The sequence below is a fragment of the Pseudomonas sp. TE24901 genome (assembly GCF_054058375.1).
Genome location: NZ_JBSSAF010000003.1, coordinates 224,567 through 241,633, shown reverse-complemented (window position 1 = coordinate 241,633; position 17,067 = coordinate 224,567). Strand labels below are relative to the sequence as shown.

The following is a 17,067-nucleotide window of genomic DNA, read 5'->3' as shown; positions in this document are numbered from 1 at the left end:
GTTTGGGCGATTTTTACCATTTCGGAGTTTTCTTACGAGTCGCATCGGCGCGCCTGCCTGGGGTACGGAGTGGGTGGGTGCTAGCGTGGCGGACCCTTGGAGAGGACTCGTCATGACCTTGAAAAACACGACGATACTGAGTGTCGTTGCCCTTGCCTTGAACGGCTGCGGTACGCTGAATACCGTACTGCGCGACGATGTGGCGGCCACCCGGGAGTTGCGTAACCAGAAGACTTACTGTCAGTCCATCCCCCGCGTTTATAGTGGCCTGGCTTTCGACTTTTGCCTGCTGAATGCAGCGCCCGACTACACCGGTGTGTTGTTACCGTTGGTCCTGGTCGACATGGCAGCTTCCGGGGTTGCTGATACCGTTGTGCTGCCCTATACGATTTACCAGCAGAATACGCTGGGCAACCTGGGGATCTATTGGCGGTCGAGTCGATCATGAGCTGGAGCCACATAGGTGTTCCGGGCCAGGCTCGGTTCTAGCCTTTCGGGTAAAAGGAGACGTCCATGAATCGTGGAACCCAAGTACTGCTGGTAGCAGCCGTGCTGTTGCTTTCCGGTTGCGGAACCATCAACACGGTTTTTCGCCCGGACGCCGTGGCCAGCCAGAACCTCAAGGATTCGCGCAGCCACTGTGAAAACGTACCGCGTATCTACAGCGGAGTGATCTACGGGTTTTGCACGCTCAACGGTGAACCCAGGCCTGAAAAAAGCCTGAAAGACCAGAGCGTGCTGGACAGCGCGGGCAATGCCTTCCCGGTCATCGCCATCGAAGCCGTGGCCTCGGGCGTACTGGACACGCTGGTGCTGCCCTACACGATCTACCGGCAGAGCAAGGACGGCAGTATCGAGATCTACCGCTAGGGTGCAGTGACAACCGGTCACCACATTCCCTAGATCATCACGCGGCGTGTTTACGCTATAATCCCGCCCTTTAGCTGTTTCTCGCCCAGGCGAGAGGCACACTTTTTTCAGGCGCAACCCGCCTGCATGCAGACTAAAAGAGGCTAGACCCCTGTGGCATTGACGATTCTTGGCCTGTCCGGCGCCCTTAGCCATGATCCTTCCGCAGCCCTGTATATCGACGGCAAGCTGATCGCGGCCGCCGAAGAAGAGCGCTTCGTACGCGACAAACATGCAAAGAACCGCATGCCCTACGAGTCGGCGAAGTTCTGCCTGGAGCAGGCCGGCATCAAGCCTTCCGACGTTGACGTGGTTGCGATCCCGTTCGCCCCGATCAGCCTGTTCGGCGAGGCGCGCTGGCACTACGCCAAGCGTTACTGGTACGCCCCGGACCGCGCCCTCGACGCAATCCTGATGGGCAACCGCCGCTACAAGCGCTATCGCAACAAGATCGTCTGGTGCCTGGAGCAACTGGGCTTCGATCCGAAGAAAATCAAGATCGAGCCGGTTGAACACCACCTGGCCCACGCTTCCAGCGCCTACCACTGCTCCGGCTTCCAGGAAAAAACCGCGATTCTGGGCATCGATGGTAAAGGTGAGTACGCCACTACGTTCTTCGGCTACGGCGAGAACGGCAAGATCCACAAGATCAAGGAATTCTACGATCCGGACTCCCTGGGCGGCCTGTATGGCGCGATCACCGAGTTCCTCGGCTTCGAGATGCTCGACGGCGAGTTCAAGGTCATGGGCATGGCGCCGTACGGCGATGCCAGCAAATACGACTTCTCGCGCCTGGCCTCCTTTGAGAACGGCGAACTGGTGATCAACACCGAATACGCCAATGTCATCGGCCTGCGCCGTTACAAAGAGAAGGGCAAGGGCTTCTACTTCTCGCCAAAACTGATCGAGTGGCTGGGTCCGAAGCGCGAAGGCGACATCGCCGACGAGCCTTACATCCACTACGCCGCGAGCATGCAGGCGCTGTTCGAGAAGCTGGCCCTGCAGATGATCGACCACTACCTGGGCGACATCCTCAAGGACACCGGCAAGCTGGCCTTTGCCGGTGGTTGTGCGTTGAACGTGAAGCTGAACCAGAAAATCATTGCCCGTGATGACGTGAAAGAGCTGTTCGTACAGCCTGCGTCCGGCGATGCCGGCACCGCCGTTGGCGCGGCGGCCTACGTGTCCCACGCCCGTGGTGTGCCGGTGGAGAAGATGGAACACGTCTACCTCGGCCCGTCCTACAGCAACGAAGACGTGATTGCCGCGTGCGCCAAGCACGAGAGCAAGCCGAACTGGCGCAAGATCGAGAACATGCCCAAGCGCATCGCCAAGATCATGGTCGACGGCAACCCGGTGGCCTGGTTCCAGGGCCGCATGGAGTTTGGCCCGCGTGCGTTGGGTGGTCGTTCGATCATCGGTTGCCCAAGCGCCACCGGCGTGGCCGATCGCATCAACCACCAGATCAAGTTCCGCGAGCGTTGGAGGCCTTTCTGCCCGTCGATGCTCGACACCGTGGCCCCGCAGATGATCAAGGTCGATCACCCCGCACCGTTCATGACCTTCACCTTTGAAGTGGCTGAAGAGTGGAAGACCCGCGTGCCGGAAGTGGTCCATGAAGATGGTACCTCCCGCGCCCAGGTGCTCAAGCGCGAGTACAACCCGCGCTACTACGACATGATGAAAGAGCTGGAAGTGCTGACCGGCAACGGTGTGTCGCTGAACACCTCGCTCAACCGTCGTGGCGAGGCGATGATCTGCTCACCGACCGACGCGCTGAACATGTTCTTCGGTTCCGACCTGCAGTACCTGATCATGGAAGACATCCTGGTGGTCAAGGACGGCGTGGACCCCTATGACGCTGTGGTCTAAATGCTGAACCGCTTCCAGGGCTGGCGTGAACGTGGCTGGGCGCCTGTCGAGCCCGAGGTTTACGCCAGGGCCTGGCAGCGATTTGGTGGCAGTGTGGCAACCCATCCGCTCGTGATCGAGCGGCTGGCCAGCCTGGCACAGATTCCCGTGCGTTACCTGGGCTGGGAGCAGGGCGGCGAGCTCAAGGGGGCGATTGCCACCTGGGGCCGCGACCTGGCCTTGTCCAAGGACGTGCTCAAGCGCAGCGGCAAGAAAGGCCTGTTTGACCTGGGCAATGCCGAGATCATCCTGCCGATTGCTGCAGACGCGCAGTTGCCGGTACGCCATCGCGGGCGCTACCTGTCGGCGCTGAACGAAGGGCGCATCAGCACCCTCAAACCTCAGGCCGAGCAACTGGCCATGGCGCGTACCCCTGAAGACCTGTCGAAGAAGTTTCGCTACAACCAGCGCCGCGAGTTGCGCTTGCTGGAAGAAGCGGGCGGCGTGGTACGGGCCGTCAGCGAGTTTTCCAGCACTGAACTGGCGGCGATCTATTGCGACCTGTTCCAGCGTCGCTGGGGGTTTGCCGCCACCGGCGCCGAGCGACTGGCCGACGTGCTGGAGTTGCTCAAGGAATTTTTGATCGGCTCGGTGCTGTTTCTCAATGACGCCCCCATCGCCGTGCAGTTGGTGTACCGCGTCGAGGCGCCCGAGTGGGTGAGCATCGAGTATGTCAATGGTGGGGTCGACCCTGAAACCCGTGCGTTCAGCCCCGGCAGCGTATTGAGTTTTCTCAATACGCAAAGTGCCTGGGAGCAGGCGCGCGCCGTGAATAAACCCCTGCGTTTCTCCTTCGGACGCGCCGACCGTGAATACAAAGAGCGTTGGTGCAACCCCGTGCCGGTGTTCAGCCTATGAGCCGTAAACGTCAATTGCTGCAGCGCCACCGCCGTAACAAACGCGTGGCGCTGTTGATCGCCCTTGTAGGGCTGTTGCTCGCCGGTGTGCTGGTGGCCTGGTGGTTGACGCCACTGCTGGCGGTGCTGCTGTGGGCTGCCCATGAAGCGTGGTTTGCCGACCATCTGTTTTATTCACCCAAGGAAGACTATCAGTACCGCTTCCCGGCGGGCAGCCAGACAGCCGCCTTGCGCGTGGAGGCTGGTCGCCTGGTTCCCCAGGCACCGCTGAGCCTGGTGGGCGATGAGACGTTGATCGTCGAAGTGCAGCTGAAAAGTAATCTGCTGGGGCGTTTTCTTGACCCGGCCGTGCTGTTGTCGGGCGATCGCCAAGTGTTTGAGCGTGGGGTGTCTGGCAAGCGTTACCTGAACCTCACGGGCTCGGCACAGGCGTTGGCAGCCGGTGAGCTGAGCCTGCGCGGGCGCTACTGCCGTGTGGTCGGCGACCTGACACTGTGGGTGTTCCGCCAACCGGATTACGCCCGCCAGCGGGTCATGGTGATTGCGCCCCATGCCGATGATGCCGAGCTGGCGGCGTTCGGTTTGTACGGCCAGGCGGATGAAAGCTGGATCGTGACGCTGACGGCAGGCGAAATCGAGGCTGAGCACTATCAACAGATGGGCATGCCCAAGGCCGATGCCGCGCGGAACAAGGGGCGCCTGCGCGCCTGGGACAGCATTGCCGTGCCGCGTTGGGCCGGGGTTCCCGAAGCGCACTGCGTGCAGCTGGGTTATTTTTGCCTGCAACTGCCGGCCATGCGCGCCACGCCGGATCAGCCCCAGGCCTCCCGCGAAGCGCAAATTGACGATACACGGCTGTTTCGTCAGTTCAATGCATTCGCCCTGCCGGGCGATGTGGACGGCGCGCCGACCTGGGTCAACCTGATTGCGGACCTGCGGGCGGTGCTGCTCAAGGCGCGTCCCGAGGTGATTGTGTTGCCCACGCCGGTCCTTGACCCGCATCCGGATCACATCTATGCGCATGCCGCAGTGGTTGAAGCGCTGGAAGGGCTTGAGTGGCAACCGACCACGTTGCTCGGTTATGCCAACCATCTGCATGATAATGACCGTTGGCCCATGGGCGACTCCGGCGCCGGTGTGGCCTTGCCGCCACAGTTTGATACGGATCAGGTGCTTGAGCCGTGCTGCCGGGTGCTATCGTTGCGCACTCAACAAGACAAGGCCATGGCGCTGGGCATGATGCATGACCTGCAGCCACGCCCGCCGTTCAAGCGCCGTGTGCGTCGCCTGTTGCAGCGAGTGCTGGCAGGGCGTGGACCATCGCCTTACGGGGAGAATGAGTTCTTCCGCAAGGCGGTACGGCGTCACGAGCTGCTCTGGGTCCTGAAACAGGATTGAGCCTTTACCTATTCGTTGGGCTGCCGCCCGCAGCCTGATTGCCCCATGGAGTGATATGGAACCTCGTTTCAAGGTGTTGCAGTTACAGCCGGACTACAACGTCAAGGTCAATGATTTCGCCGACCTCGGTGAGCAGATCGTCAAGTCGTTGCCGGTTGAACGTTTTGAGGTGACCTCGGCGTTTCTCAGCGGTCGCCCGCAACCGGGCCAGCCCCTCAGCGTGGCTGACCATTCCAAGTATTTCGAGTTTCCGGAGAAGGCTCTCAAGGGCATCCGCCTCGGTGCCATGTGGGAAATCTACAAGTATTGCCGTGAGCAGAAGTTCGATGTGGTCATCTGTAACCGTTTCAAGTCGGTGAACATGATGCTGTCGCTCAACCGCTGGTTGAAGATCCCGCTGTGCATCGGCATTTCCCACGGCTTTGGCGAATACGAGCGAGCCTATCGCCGGCGCCAGACGCGTCGGTTGGTCAGCCCGGCGTGGCGCTTTGTCGGGGTGTCGGCGGCGGTCAGGGATTACCTGGTCGGTCTCAATTGCGGCTTCACGCGCGACAACACCTCCTTCGTGACCAATGCCATCGACATCCCCCAGGCCGAAGCCTTGCAGCTGCCCCGTGAGCAAGCGCGGCAAGCCTTGGGACTGCCCATGGATGCGCGCATCATCGGGGCCCTGGGCCGCCTGGTGCCGATCAAGGGCCACACCCATCTGCTGCAGGCTTTTGCCCGCCTGAAGGACAAGTACCCGAACGCCCAGGTCGGCATCATCGGTTCTGGCCGCGCCGAGGCGGACCTGCGCGCAGACATCGAGCGCCTGGGCCTGACCGGCCGTGCACACCTGCTGGGTTTTCGTGAAGACGGCCTCCAGTACGTACGTGCCTTTGACATCTGGACCATGCCGTCCCTGCTCGAAGGCCTGGGGCTGGCATTGCTCGAAGGCATGAGCGGGCGCCTGCCGGTGATCGCCTCAAACGGCCCGGCCATGTTGCCGCTGGTCGAGGGGGCGGGCGGCTTGTCCCATGAGCCTGGCAATGTGGAGCAACTGACGACGGCCCTGGACACTTACCTGGCCATGAGCGACGAGCAACTGCGCGCCAAGGGCGAGCAGGTGTTCCAGTACCTGGAACAGAATCACGCGCTGGCGGAATTCCAGCAGAAATACCTAGACCTGATCGAAACCGGTTTGAAAGAAGTAGGTAGAGCATGACGTCGCAACAACCCCTGGTCTCGGTAATCATCGCGTCCTACAACCACGCCCAATACATCGAGCAAAGTATCCTCAGTGTGCTTGGTCAGACGTATCCCAACATCGAGTTGCTGGTGGTGGACGACGGTTCCAAGGATGACAGTGTCGAACGTATCCGGCGCTTGCAGGCCGAGCATGGTTTTGATTTTCAGGTGCAGCAGAACCAGGGCCTGACTGCCACGCTGAACGGGGCGATCGCCCGAGCCAAGGGCAGCTTGATTGCGCCCTTCGGCTCCGATGACATCATGTTGCCGGATCGCATCGCCACCCAGGTGGCCTATATGGCAGACAAGCCCAAGGTCGGGATTTGCGCCGGTAACATCGAGCTGATCGATGCCGACGGCAACCTGCACCCAGAGAAAAAGCAGCGTCGCGACGTGCCGTTTCGCAGCCTGGATTTCGACGACATGTTCATGGATCGCAAGCCTTTCCCGCCTGCGCCGACCATGCTGATCCGCCGCGAAGTGCTGGATGAAGTCGGCGGCTTCGACCCGGATATCCCGCTGGAAGACCTGTTGATCCAGCTGAAGATCACGGCGGCGGGGTACACCATTGACGCGCTGGGTGTGGTGATGGCGCGCTATCGGCAGCATGCCAGCAACACCTACAAGAACCACCGCTACATGATCCAGAACATCCTCAAGACCTACGCCAAGTTCAGTGAGCACCCGGCCTATGATGCTGTGCGCTATAACTTCCTGAACTCGATGTTCCTCAAGACTGCCGACCGTGACCGGCCGCTGGCGCGGGAAATCCTCAAGCAGATCCCGTTGAAGTTCTGGGGGCGCAAGACCTTGCGTGGGCTGGTGCGGCTGTATGTGTCGCCGCTCAGGAAGTGAGGCGGCGCAGGATGTGAAAAAGGCGACTATCAGTGTGTGATAGTCGCCTTTTTTATTCAGGTGGCGGGCTTGGCCAGGCTCAACACCCGGGCGCGGATTTTCGCCGTGGCCTCTGGGGTGGCGATCGAGGCGTACCCTTTGGCCAATTGCTCGAAATGAGTTTCGAACAGCCAGCTGCGGTCCTGAGGGTAGCGCTGCATATGGTTCAGGTTGCGCTGACGCAGCGCGTTGCGCAGGGGCGATGGATAGATGCGCAGGTCAGCCACATCGATCAGGCCAAACTCACCGTCGTCCATCAGCAGCACGTTGCCCAGGTGCAGCGAGCGGAAGTACACGCCACGCTCGTGAAGCACGGCGACGAAGCGACCGAAGCGTTCGATCAACGATTCACGCAGGCTGCTGTCCAGGCTTTGCAAGGCTTGGCGCAGGGTCAGGCCGGAAAGTGGCGCGTAGACCACGGCGCTGCTGCCATCGCGCAGGGCGTAGAGGTTGAGAATCTGTGGTGCAGGGATGCCCAGGTTATGCAATTGCTCGCTGTTGCTGGCAAACCGTTCGGAGTAAGGGTTGAAGCTGCCCGAGGTGTACCAGCGACGCGGGCGGAATACCTTGAGGAAACGGCCGTCTTCCAGGCGCAGCACTTTCGGGCCAAGGCCATCGGCTTCGATCACGTGGGCATTGCTGCTCAATTGCTCAAAGGCTTCGGGCTTGAGGATTTGCACCGGCATGCGCAGTACGCTGTTGCGGCGTTGGGCGATACTCAGGCCGGCGATGATTGCCAGGGGAATCCACAGCAGGAACCAATGCTCCTTGGGGCGCGACAGGATGCCACCGCCTTCGGTGAGGCCGGCGCCGATGCCGTAGGCCAGCAGGGACGACGCCAGGATGAACAGCGGTTGTGCGCGTTGCTTGAGGCCTTTGTACAAGCCCCAGCCGAGCATGAAGATCCATGGGATGAAGCCGATGATGCCGACGTAATACAGCACGCCCAACGCAAAGCTGTGGGGCTCGCGCAACTCGGAACCTTCTGAAATCGTCAGGTATAGCTCGGAGTCATAGCTGTGGCCGATCCACGGATGTTCGGCAATGCGGTGCAGTGACATGCCCCACAGTTCAAGGCGAAATGAGCTGCCGCGTTCGGTAATGGATTCCGGGTAGAGCAGTAATAGTCCGACAGCCCCCAACACCATGCTCGCGATCAGCAAGACAGAGCGGTGGTTGCGGCTGACAAAGGCCATCCACAGGGAGGCCAGGGTCAGCGCCACCAACGGCGTACGTGAGCCGGTGGCGAGCACGGTTGCAGCCATGATGGCCAGTGCCGGTATGCTGAACCACAGCACCTGCAGGCGCTTGGTGGTCATGCACACGTAGAGCCAGTAGACACAGAAAAAGCCAAAGATATGGGAGCTGAGCAAGGGGTTATCGAGGGCTCCGCGCCCACCGATCATGCGCATGCCTGGCGAGAAGTCTTTCACAAAGGCCGAAAGGCTGAACAGGCAGGACACCAACGCAATCACCGCAGCACTGAAGAAGATCGGCTTGAACAGGTCATTGCGATAATGCAGCAACAGCCCGCAGCCGCCGAACAGCAGGAAGGTGTGCAGGGGGCGTTTGAACAGGTCGGTGTCAGCGGTGGGTTCCGGACTCCACAGCAAACTGGTCAGTGCCCAGGCGGAAAACACCAGGAAGCCAATGGCCAGCGGCTCACGCAGCAACTCCTTGAATTCCCGCGGGCGCAGGAGCAGGAGCAGCAGGGTCGGTGCGCTGAAGAGGCCGTAGTAGAACTTGTGCAGCACATTGCGGTTGGTCACGAAGAACAGCGAGCTCAGGAGCAGCAACAAGCCAATGGGCAAAATCCATAGGACCAGGAAGTCGAAAACACGGTTTGAGCCATAGATCAGGCGCTTGGAGTGCATACAGAAAAGCCATTCCGGAAAGAGAAAGCCGACCATCTTAGAGTAGTGGCTATATAATGTCGCCGGTTGGATCCAACCGAGTTGAGGGTCATGCAGGGTGCAAGTACAACAGAGAAGCTGTGCTAAAGTCAGCCTCCTTTTTCAAAACGCCGCGTGATATGACCGACTCCAGTCCGAGCGCAAGCCCTTCGAGCTTGAAAATATACTTCCGCCTGCTCAGTTACGTTAAGCCCTACATGGGCCTGTTTGCGTTGAGTATCGTCGGATTTCTGATTTTCGCGTCGACCCAGCCGATGCTGGGTTACATCCTCAAGTACTTTGTCGATGGCCTTTCCAACCCGGAAGCCGTGCTGTTCCCTACCGTGCCCTTTCTGCGTGACCTGCAATTGCTGCAGGCCGTGCCGCTGCTGATCATCCTGATTGCCGCCTGGCAGGGCCTGGGTTCGTTCCTGGGCAACTACCTGCTGGCCAAGGTTTCCCTGGGCCTGGTCCATGACCTGCGCGTGCAGTTGTTCAACAACCTGCTGACGTTGCCCAACCGCTACTTCGACAACCACAACTCCGGGCACCTGATCTCCCGCATCACCTTCAACGTGACCATGGTCACGGGGGCGGCGACCGATGCCATCAAGGTGGTGATCCGCGAAGGCATGACGGTGATCTTCCTGTTCGCCTCCCTGCTGTTCATGAACTGGCGCCTGACGCTGGTGATGATCGCCATCCTGCCGCTGATCGCGGTGATGGTGAGCACGGCCAGCAAGAAATTCCGCAAGCAGAGCAAGAAGATCCAGGTGGCCATGGGCGACGTGACCCACGTCGCTTCGGAAACCATCCAGGGCTATCGTGTGGTGCGCAGCTTCGGCGGCGAGGTCTACGAGGAAAAACGCTTCCTCAAGGCCAGCCAGAGCAACACCGACAAGCAGTTGCGCATGACCCGCACCGGGGCGATCTACACCCCGGCGCTGCAATTGGTGATCTACACCGCCATGGCGGTGTTGATGTTCCTGGTTCTGTACCTTCGCGGCGATGCTTCGGCCGGTGACATGGTGGCCTACATCACCCTGGCCGGCCTGTTGCCCAAGCCTATCCGCCAGTTGTCGGAAGTCAGCTCGACCATCCAGAAAGGCGTGGCCGGTGCCGAAAGCATCTTCGAGCAATTGGACGAAGAGGTGGAGGTCGATCACGGCACCATCGAACGCGACAAGGTCAGCGGTCGTCTGGAAGTGCGCAACCTGAACTTCACCTACCCGGGCACCGAGCGCCATGTGCTCAAGGACATCAGCTTCGTAGCGGAGCCTGGGCAGATGATTGCCCTGGTGGGGCGTTCGGGCAGTGGCAAGTCGACCCTGGCCAGCCTGATCCCGCGTTTCTACCACCATGAGAGCGGCGAAATCCTGCTCGATGGCGTGGAGATCGAAGACTACAAGCTGCTCAATCTGCGCAGGCACATCGCTCAGGTGACCCAGCATGTGACCCTGTTCAGCGACACGGTGACCAACAACATCGCCTATGGCGATTTGGCCGGTGCACCGCGGGCGGATGTTGAAGCGGCGGCGCGGGATGCCAACGCCAAGGACTTCATCGACCAGTTGCCCAAGGGCTTCGACACCCAGGTGGGTGAGAATGGCGTGCTGTTGTCCGGCGGCCAACGCCAGCGCCTGGCCATCGCCCGCGCTTTGCTCAAGAACGCGCCGCTGCTGATTCTCGACGAGGCGACCTCGGCCCTCGACACCGAATCCGAACGCCACATCCAGGCGGCGCTGGACAAGGTCATGCAGGGCCGCACCACCTTGGTGATCGCGCACCGCTTGTCCACCATCGAGAAGGCCGACCTGATCCTGGTGATGGACGACGGCCGGATTGTCGAGCGAGGCACCCACGGCGAGCTGTTGGCACAGAACGGCTACTACGCCCGCCTGCATGCCATGGGCCTGGATGCGCCTGTCTCGGCCGACATCACCTGATCCAATGATTGTACCGGCCTTTTGTGGGAGCGGGCTTGCTCGCGAATGCTGTCTGACATTCAACTGTGATGTTGACTGATACACCGCTTTCGCGAGCAAGCCCGCTCCCACATTTGTCCTTCGCCGGATTCACAGCGCCACAAGCCTCCTGTAACCCTGTGCTAATATCGCGCCCCTGTTCATTTTGTATGTGGGTTGCTCCATGAAGTTGTCCATGCCGCGATTCGATCAAGCCCCTGTCTTGGTGGTCGGCGATGTCATGCTCGACCGTTACTGGCATGGCGGTACCTCACGGATTTCCCCTGAGGCACCGGTACCGGTAGTCAAGGTCGAGCAAATCGAAGACCGTCCAGGTGGCGCTGCCAACGTTGCCCTCAATATTGCCGCCCTCGGCGCACCGGCCTCCCTGGTGGGTGTGACCGGCGACGACGAAGCTGCCGACAGCCTGGCCAACAGCCTGCGCGGTGCTGGCGTGCGTGCGTTGTTCCAGCGCATCGCTCACCAGCCGACCATCGTCAAGCTGCGGGTGATGAGCCGTCACCAGCAATTGCTGCGTATCGATTTTGAAGAACCCTTCTCCACCGACGCCCTGGCCTTGAGCGGCCAGGTCGACGAGTTGCTCGAAGGCATCAAGGTGCTGGTGTTGTCCGACTACGGCAAAGGCGCCCTGAAGAACCACCAGGTGCTGATCCAGGCGGCCAAGGCCAAGGGCATTCCGGTGCTGGCCGATCCCAAGGGCAAGGACTTTTCGATTTATCGGGGCGCCAGCCTGATCACGCCAAACCTCAGTGAGTTCGAAGCCATTGTTGGCGGCTGTGCCGATGAGCACGAGTTGGTGAGCAAAGGCGCTGCACTGATGGCCGATCTCGACCTGGGCGCGTTGCTGGTGACCCGTGGGGAGCACGGCATGACCTTGCTTCGCCCCAATCACCCGGCGATCCATTTACCGGCCCGTGCCCGTGAAGTGTTCGACGTGACTGGCGCTGGCGATACCGTGATTTCGACCCTGGCCGCCTCCATCGCCGCCGGTGAAGAATTGCCTCACGCCGTGGCCCTGGCCAACCTGGCGGCGGGCATCGTGGTAGGCAAGCTGGGTACGGCAGCCATCAGTGCACCTGAGCTGCGCCGGGCGATCCAGCGTTCCGAAGGTTCGGAGCGTGGCGTGCTGGGTATCGAGCAATTGCTGCTGGCGATTGACGATGCCCGCGCCCACAACGAAAGCATCGTGTTCACCAACGGCTGTTTCGACATCCTGCACGCCGGCCACGTGACTTACCTTGAGCAAGCGCGTGCCCAAGGCGATCGCCTGATCGTCGCGGTCAATGACGACGCCTCGGTCAGTCGTCTCAAGGGCCCGGGCCGTCCGATCAACAGTGTTGATCGGCGCATGGCCGTGCTGGCCGGCCTGGGTGCCGTGGACTGGGTTATCAGCTTCCCTGAAGGGACGCCTGAAAACCTGCTGGCCCAGGTCAAGCCGGACGTGCTGGTCAAGGGCGGTGATTACTCGGTCGATCAAGTGGTCGGTGCCGATATCGTCAGCGCCTATGGCGGCAAGGTCAAAGTGCTGGGCCTGGTCGAGAACAGCTCGACCACGGCCATTGTCGAGAAGATCCGCAACAATGAGTAACGCTGATAAGTGGGTTCTGATCACCGGAGGGGCGGGTTTCATCGGCTCGCACCTGGTGGATGCATTGCTCGCCAGGGGCTACAGCGTGCGGGTGCTGGACGACCTGTCCACCGGCAAGCGCAGCAACCTGCCGCTGGACAACCCACAGGTGCAACTGATCGAAGGTGACGTCGCCAACGCTGAGTTGGTGGCGCAAGCCGCTGTCGGCGCTGCGGCGGTGGTACACCTGGCAGCCGTGGCGTCGGTACAAGCCTCGGTGGATGACCCGGTGAGCACGCACCAGAGCAATTTTGTCGGCACTTTGAATGTGTGCGAGGCCATGCGCAAGGCGGGTGTGAAGCGCGTGGTATTCGCTTCCAGCGCGGCGGTGTATGGCAACAACGGCGAGGGGGCTTCGATTGACGAAGAAACCACCAAGGCACCGTTGACGCCCTATGCTTCCGACAAGTTGGCGGGCGAGCATTACTTTGACTTCTACCGCCGCCAGCATGGCCTGGAGCCGGTGATTTTCCGCTTCTTCAATATCTTCGGGCCGCGCCAGGATCCGTCGTCGCCGTATTCCGGTGTGATCAGTATCTTCAGCGAGCGTGTGCAGCAGGGGCTGCCGATTGCCGTGTTCGGCGATGGCGAGCAAACCCGCGATTTCATGTACGTGGAAGACCTGGTCGATGTGCTGGTACAGGCCATCGAAGCGCCCGAGGCGCCGCTGGGCGCGATCAACGTCGGCTGGAACCGCACCACGACGCTCAAGGACGTGCTGCAGGCCTTGGAAGAGATCGTCGGCAAGTTGCCGGCGGTGACTTACGGGCCGGCGCGTTCCGGGGATATCCGGCATTCGCGGGCGAATAACCAGCGGTTGCTGGCGAGCTTCACGCTGCCCGAGCCCACACCCTTGAAGGTTGGCCTCGCCCGCCTGCTCAACCGCTGACCTCTGTAGGAGCCGGTAAGCCGGCTCCTACAGGTACAGGTTTGTTCTTGAGATCAGCGGCTGGCTTTTTTCTTCGGCACGATCTTGCGCAACACGCGCTGCGCCAGGCGCTTGAGCTTCGACTCTTTCTCTGGCTCTGCCAGGCCTTGCTGCCGCAGCCAATCCTTCCAGCGAATCCGCTCATCACGCACCAACCAACCCTCCTGCTGGGCGAAGCTTTCTGCCAGGTACAAACCGCGTGTGCTCGCTGGGTAGAGTTGGTCTTTCTTGACGGTGTACAGCTCGGCCAGGGGCTGGCCGTCCTTCAAGGGCATCAGGTACAGGTCCGGACGCTGGCGGTCCAGGCGGGCCACCAGTTGGTCGCCTTCCAGGCGTTCATCCACATGGAACAGGCTCAAGGATTTGGCTTCCTTGGGCACTTCCAGGCGCAGGTCGTAGATCAACTGCAGCGACGCCGTGGGCAAGTGCACGTAGGCTCGCGGCCGTTCGATAAGCTGGGTGGTGGCGCAACGCACCGGGCGTGCTGCACCCGACAAGGGGCTCAGGCGAAACGGCAGGGCTTCACGGTAATGCAGCGCGGCGGAGTAGGGCGCGGGCAGCCAGGTGTCGTTGAAACGTCCACCGAGCCAGCCTTCCGGGGTTTCCAGCAAGCACTCCTCGGCGATTTCCTGGATGGCGGTGTGCAGCGGCAGGTTCAGTTCGTGGGCGGGGACGTAGCCGGAGATCAGCTTGAGCACCACGTCACCACGGTCTTGGCGGCGCTGGCGCACCAGCACCCAGTAATCCTTGTTTTGCCAGTGCAGGGTCAGTCGTACCGACACCCCCAGGTTGGCCAGCTCCAGGACGAATCGCTCGGGGTCTGCCACTTCTACCGGCTTGCGCCGTTGCAGGGTCTGGGCAAAGTTGAGCGGCATGCCCACGCTCTGGTAGCTCAGGCCTTCGGGGGTGGCTTCGACGTGCAGCGGCAGTGTTTTGAAATTGCTGGGGTTTTTTCTTATGAGCGTTCGCGGCATGTCGGCTCCTTCTTGCGACGGGGTCGGCCGCGTGGGCGGCATCAGAGTTGACGAATGACCTGGGCAGCGGTCGCCACGTTATGGGCCAGGTGCAGCGGGTTAATGGTCCCGACAATAGCACTGGCGACGCCCGTTTGCGCAAACAACAACATGAAACTGGCTCGAATTGGATCCATTCCTGGCTCCAGGCAAACGTGGCCACTGGCCAAGGCCTTTTTCACCAGGATGCCTTTGCCGTGGGCGGCTGCATAATCAATGACGGCTTTCTCGGCTTGTTCGTTCAAATTGTAGGTGACCATTGTGCAATCACCGCGTTCCAGAGCCTTTACGCCGCCTTCAACAGTTTTGCCGGAAAAGCCGAAACCACGGATCTTGCCTTCCTTTTTCAGCGCCTCGAGGGTCGGGTAAACCTCACACTCGTTGAGGATGTGCATGTCATTGCCGTCGGAATGCACCAGCACCAGGTCGATAAAATCAGTTTCAAGCCGTTTCAAGCTGCGCTCGATCGACATCCGGGTATGGGCCTCGCTGAAGTCGTGGCTGGACAGCCCCTCTTCGAACTCTTCGCCGACCTTGCTGACGATCACCCAGTCCTTGCGCTGGTCGCGCAGCAGCGGCCCCAGGCGTTCTTCGCTGCGGCCATAAGCCGGCGCGGTGTCGATCAGGTTGATGCCCAATTCGCGGGCCTGGCGCAGCAGCATCCGCGCCTCGTCGTCGCCCGGTATCTGGAAGCCGCTGGGGTATTTCACCCCTTGGTCACGGCCCAGCTTCACGGTGCCCAGGCCCAGGGGCGATACCAGCAGGCCAGTGCTGCCCAGGGGGCGATGCAGATCGTGCAAGGTTGGCAGGGTCATGGCAGCAGTTGCTCCCAGGCAGGTACGCCGATGGCGGGTTTTGGCAATTCGGGCAGGGGCTCACGCGTGGCTGGGTGGATGCCGTCGCGTTCCAGGCTGCTGATCACTCGGTCGGCAAAGTCCGGCGCCAGGGCCAGCTTGGTTGGCCAGCCCACCAACAGGCGGCCCTGCTCAGCGAGGAAGGCGTTGTCGGGGCGGGTGAGGCCCGATTGCAGGGGTTCGGCGCGGTCGACGCGCAAGGTGGCCCATTGTGTCTGGCTCATGTCGATCCAGGGCAGCAACTGCGCCAGCTCTTTTTGCGCAGTGGCGATTTGTTCTTCTGGCGTGCGCGCTACGCCGTCAGCCTCGGCAATATCGCCGCCCATGTACCACACCCAGTTGCCGTCGGCGGCCGGGTGGGTGGTGACGGTGATGCGCGGCTTGGTGCCGCCACCCAGGCAGTGGGCGTACAGCGGTTTCAGGCCGGGGCCCTTGGCGATGATCATGTGCAGCGGGCGCGTCTGCATGGCCGGTTGGCTCAAACCCAGGGCCGTCAACAGCTCTGCCGTGCCGGCACCGGCACTCAGTACGATGCGCTGGGCGCGGATCTCGCGGCCATCCACCTTCAGGCCCACCAGCGTGTCGTCTTCGAGCAGTGGTTCGATTTGCTGGCCGGCGAGCAAGCCGTCACCGGCCAGGTGCGCCAGGCGGTCGATCAGGCTGGGCACGTCGATGACCAGTTCCGCCAGGCGATAGACCTTGCCCTTGAAACGGCGGTCCTGCAGGGCCGGGGGCAGGTCGTCGCCCTTGACCTGGTCGACGCGGCCACGCACGGCCTTGCTGGCGAAGAAACTGGTGAGGTTGCCGGCGAGGGTACCAGGGGACCACAGGTAATGGGCTTCGGAGAGCAAGCGCACGCCGCTCAGGTCCAGTTCACCCTTGCCCGCCAGGGCTTCGCGCCAGCGGCGCGGCATATCGGCGATGGCTTCGGACGCGCCGGTGAGGGCGCCGTGCAGGGCGTATTTCGCACCGCCGTGGATGATCCCCTGGGACTTCACGCTTTGCCCGCCACCCAAAGTAGCGCTTTCCACCACCACCGTGGAAAACCCCTGGCGGCGCAGGCGCGCATTCAGCCAGAGGCCGGCAACCCCGGCGCCGACAATCAGTACGTCGGTGGAAATAACGGATGGCATGGGCGACCTCAGTGTTCAAGACAAGAGGCGCAGTATACAGGGATCGAAATGGGTGGGCGCCCGACGGGTATCAGTGCCCTGCAGTTTTCGAGAATAGCTGGATCACCACCACGCCCAGTACGATCAGGCCCATGCCCATGATCGCTGGCGTATCGAGTTTCTGCCCATAGATGAACAGCGCCGCGACACTGACCATCACGATCCCCATCCCCGCCCAGACCGCGTAGGCCACGCCCACCGGTACAGTGCGCACCACCAGCGTCAGCATCCAGAACGCCACGCCATAACCGACGATGACCAGCAACAGGGGAATGGGAGTGCTCCACCCCTTGATGGCTTTCATCGAAACGGTCGCGATCACTTCCGAGCAGATGGCAATGGCCAGATAGACGTAGGCGGCATTCATGGTGGTAATCCTCGGAGTGGGTTTCTACAGGGT

Annotated in this window: 15 protein-coding genes; 10 read left to right on the top strand and 5 right to left on the bottom strand. The window is 61.3% G+C overall.

What is annotated here, in order from left to right; all coding sequences use genetic code 11:
- Positions 1 to 112: 112 nt before the first annotated feature.
- From ACVWVP_RS07290 to ACVWVP_RS07260, 7 genes are all read left to right on the top strand, one after another.
- Positions 113 to 448 carry a YceK/YidQ family lipoprotein gene (locus ACVWVP_RS07290; RefSeq protein ID WP_178918643.1) on the top strand — a complete coding sequence of 112 codons (336 nt, stop codon included), beginning with the start codon at positions 113 to 115 and terminating at the stop codon, positions 446 to 448.
- A 65-nt stretch (positions 449 to 513) separates the two neighbouring features.
- The gene (locus ACVWVP_RS07285) at positions 514 to 870 is read left to right on the top strand and encodes a YceK/YidQ family lipoprotein (protein WP_178918644.1); all 357 of its coding nucleotides are present in this window, start codon (positions 514 to 516) and stop codon (positions 868 to 870) included.
- A 153-nt stretch (positions 871 to 1,023) separates the two neighbouring features.
- Positions 1,024 to 2,781 (top strand): carbamoyltransferase family protein, encoded by a 1,758-nt coding sequence (locus ACVWVP_RS07280; RefSeq protein WP_178918645.1) that lies wholly within the window; start codon positions 1,024 to 1,026, stop codon positions 2,779 to 2,781.
- Positions 2,782 to 3,678, top strand: a complete 897-nt coding sequence (locus ACVWVP_RS07275; protein ID WP_457404996.1) for an antimicrobial resistance protein Mig-14 — start codon at positions 2,782 to 2,784, stop codon at positions 3,676 to 3,678.
- Positions 3,675 to 5,075: a PIG-L deacetylase family protein gene (locus ACVWVP_RS07270; RefSeq protein WP_457404995.1), complete on the top strand. Its 1,401-nt coding sequence runs from the start codon at positions 3,675 to 3,677 to the stop codon at positions 5,073 to 5,075. The genes ACVWVP_RS07275 and ACVWVP_RS07270 overlap by 4 nt, the downstream gene beginning before the upstream one ends.
- A 55-nt stretch (positions 5,076 to 5,130) precedes the next feature.
- Complete coding sequence (locus ACVWVP_RS07265) at positions 5,131 to 6,279, top strand: glycosyltransferase family 4 protein (RefSeq protein ID WP_259172686.1); 1,149 nt, start codon at positions 5,131 to 5,133, stop codon at positions 6,277 to 6,279.
- Positions 6,276 to 7,157, top strand: coding sequence for a glycosyltransferase (locus ACVWVP_RS07260; RefSeq protein WP_178918649.1), 882 nt, complete (start codon positions 6,276 to 6,278; stop codon positions 7,155 to 7,157). The genes ACVWVP_RS07265 and ACVWVP_RS07260 overlap by 4 nt, the downstream gene beginning before the upstream one ends.
- 56 nt (positions 7,158 to 7,213) lie before the next feature.
- Here the strand turns inward: ACVWVP_RS07260 and ACVWVP_RS07255 are convergent, their stop codons facing one another.
- Positions 7,214 to 9,070, bottom strand: a complete 1,857-nt coding sequence (locus ACVWVP_RS07255; RefSeq protein WP_457404991.1) for an O-antigen ligase family protein — start codon at positions 9,068 to 9,070, stop codon at positions 7,214 to 7,216.
- Between the two features lie 158 nt (positions 9,071 to 9,228).
- On the opposite strand from ACVWVP_RS07255, the gene msbA reads away from it, so the two are divergent.
- The 3 genes from msbA (at position 9,229) to ACVWVP_RS07240 (ending at position 13,589) form a co-directional block, all read left to right on the top strand.
- Entirely contained in the window at positions 9,229 to 11,034 is a 1,806-nt protein-coding gene (gene msbA / locus ACVWVP_RS07250; protein WP_178918651.1) for a lipid A export permease/ATP-binding protein MsbA, read from the top strand.
- Positions 11,035 to 11,236: 202 nt separating this feature from the next.
- Entirely contained in the window at positions 11,237 to 12,661 is a 1,425-nt protein-coding gene (hldE, locus tag ACVWVP_RS07245; protein ID WP_259172683.1) for a bifunctional D-glycero-beta-D-manno-heptose-7-phosphate kinase/D-glycero-beta-D-manno-heptose 1-phosphate adenylyltransferase HldE, read from the top strand.
- Positions 12,654 to 13,589 (top strand): NAD-dependent epimerase/dehydratase family protein, encoded by a 936-nt coding sequence (locus tag ACVWVP_RS07240; RefSeq protein ID WP_178918653.1) that lies wholly within the window; start codon positions 12,654 to 12,656, stop codon positions 13,587 to 13,589. The genes hldE and ACVWVP_RS07240 overlap by 8 nt, the downstream gene beginning before the upstream one ends.
- 53 nt (positions 13,590 to 13,642) lie before the next feature.
- Here ACVWVP_RS07240 and ACVWVP_RS07235 read toward each other — a convergent pair whose 3' ends face one another.
- The 4 genes from ACVWVP_RS07235 to ACVWVP_RS07220 all read right to left on the bottom strand — a co-directional run bounded on the left by ACVWVP_RS07235 (position 13,643) and on the right by ACVWVP_RS07220 (position 17,034).
- A complete protein-coding gene (locus ACVWVP_RS07235; RefSeq protein WP_457404987.1) occupies positions 13,643 to 14,602 on the bottom strand; it encodes a metal ABC transporter ATPase in 960 nt (319 codons plus the stop codon).
- A 41-nt stretch (positions 14,603 to 14,643) separates the two neighbouring features.
- The gene (locus ACVWVP_RS07230) at positions 14,644 to 15,456 is read right to left on the bottom strand and encodes an aldo/keto reductase (RefSeq protein ID WP_457404984.1); all 813 of its coding nucleotides are present in this window, start codon (positions 15,454 to 15,456) and stop codon (positions 14,644 to 14,646) included.
- Entirely contained in the window at positions 15,453 to 16,628 is a 1,176-nt protein-coding gene (locus ACVWVP_RS07225) for an NAD(P)/FAD-dependent oxidoreductase (RefSeq protein WP_259172680.1), read from the bottom strand. The genes ACVWVP_RS07230 and ACVWVP_RS07225 overlap by 4 nt, the downstream gene beginning before the upstream one ends.
- 70 nt (positions 16,629 to 16,698) lie before the next feature.
- Positions 16,699 to 17,034, bottom strand: coding sequence for a DMT family transporter (locus ACVWVP_RS07220; RefSeq protein WP_178918657.1), 336 nt, complete (start codon positions 17,032 to 17,034; stop codon positions 16,699 to 16,701).
- Positions 17,035 to 17,067: the final 33 nt, after the last annotated feature.

Coding starts and splice junctions, on each gene's coding strand:
- ACVWVP_RS07290 (WP_178918643.1), top strand. CDS start 113: ATGACCTTGAAAAACACGACGATACTGAGTGTCGTTGCCCTTGCCTTG.
- ACVWVP_RS07285 (WP_178918644.1), top strand. CDS start 514: ATGAATCGTGGAACCCAAGTACTGCTGGTAGCAGCCGTGCTGTTGCTT.
- ACVWVP_RS07275 (WP_457404996.1), top strand. CDS start 2,782: ATGCTGAACCGCTTCCAGGGCTGGCGTGAACGTGGCTGGGCGCCTGTC.
- ACVWVP_RS07270 (WP_457404995.1), top strand. CDS start 3,675: ATGAGCCGTAAACGTCAATTGCTGCAGCGCCACCGCCGTAACAAACGC.
- ACVWVP_RS07265 (WP_259172686.1), top strand. CDS start 5,131: ATGGAACCTCGTTTCAAGGTGTTGCAGTTACAGCCGGACTACAACGTC.
- ACVWVP_RS07260 (WP_178918649.1), top strand. CDS start 6,276: ATGACGTCGCAACAACCCCTGGTCTCGGTAATCATCGCGTCCTACAAC.
- ACVWVP_RS07255 (WP_457404991.1), bottom strand. CDS start 9,070: ATGCACTCCAAGCGCCTGATCTATGGCTCAAACCGTGTTTTCGACTTC.
- msbA (WP_178918651.1), top strand. CDS start 9,229: ATGACCGACTCCAGTCCGAGCGCAAGCCCTTCGAGCTTGAAAATATAC.
- hldE (WP_259172683.1), top strand. CDS start 11,237: ATGAAGTTGTCCATGCCGCGATTCGATCAAGCCCCTGTCTTGGTGGTC.
- ACVWVP_RS07240 (WP_178918653.1), top strand. CDS start 12,654: ATGAGTAACGCTGATAAGTGGGTTCTGATCACCGGAGGGGCGGGTTTC.
- ACVWVP_RS07235 (WP_457404987.1), bottom strand. CDS start 14,602: ATGCCGCGAACGCTCATAAGAAAAAACCCCAGCAATTTCAAAACACTG.
- ACVWVP_RS07230 (WP_457404984.1), bottom strand. CDS start 15,456: ATGACCCTGCCAACCTTGCACGATCTGCATCGCCCCCTGGGCAGCACT.
- ACVWVP_RS07225 (WP_259172680.1), bottom strand. CDS start 16,628: ATGCCATCCGTTATTTCCACCGACGTACTGATTGTCGGCGCCGGGGTT.
- ACVWVP_RS07220 (WP_178918657.1), bottom strand. CDS start 17,034: ATGAATGCCGCCTACGTCTATCTGGCCATTGCCATCTGCTCGGAAGTG.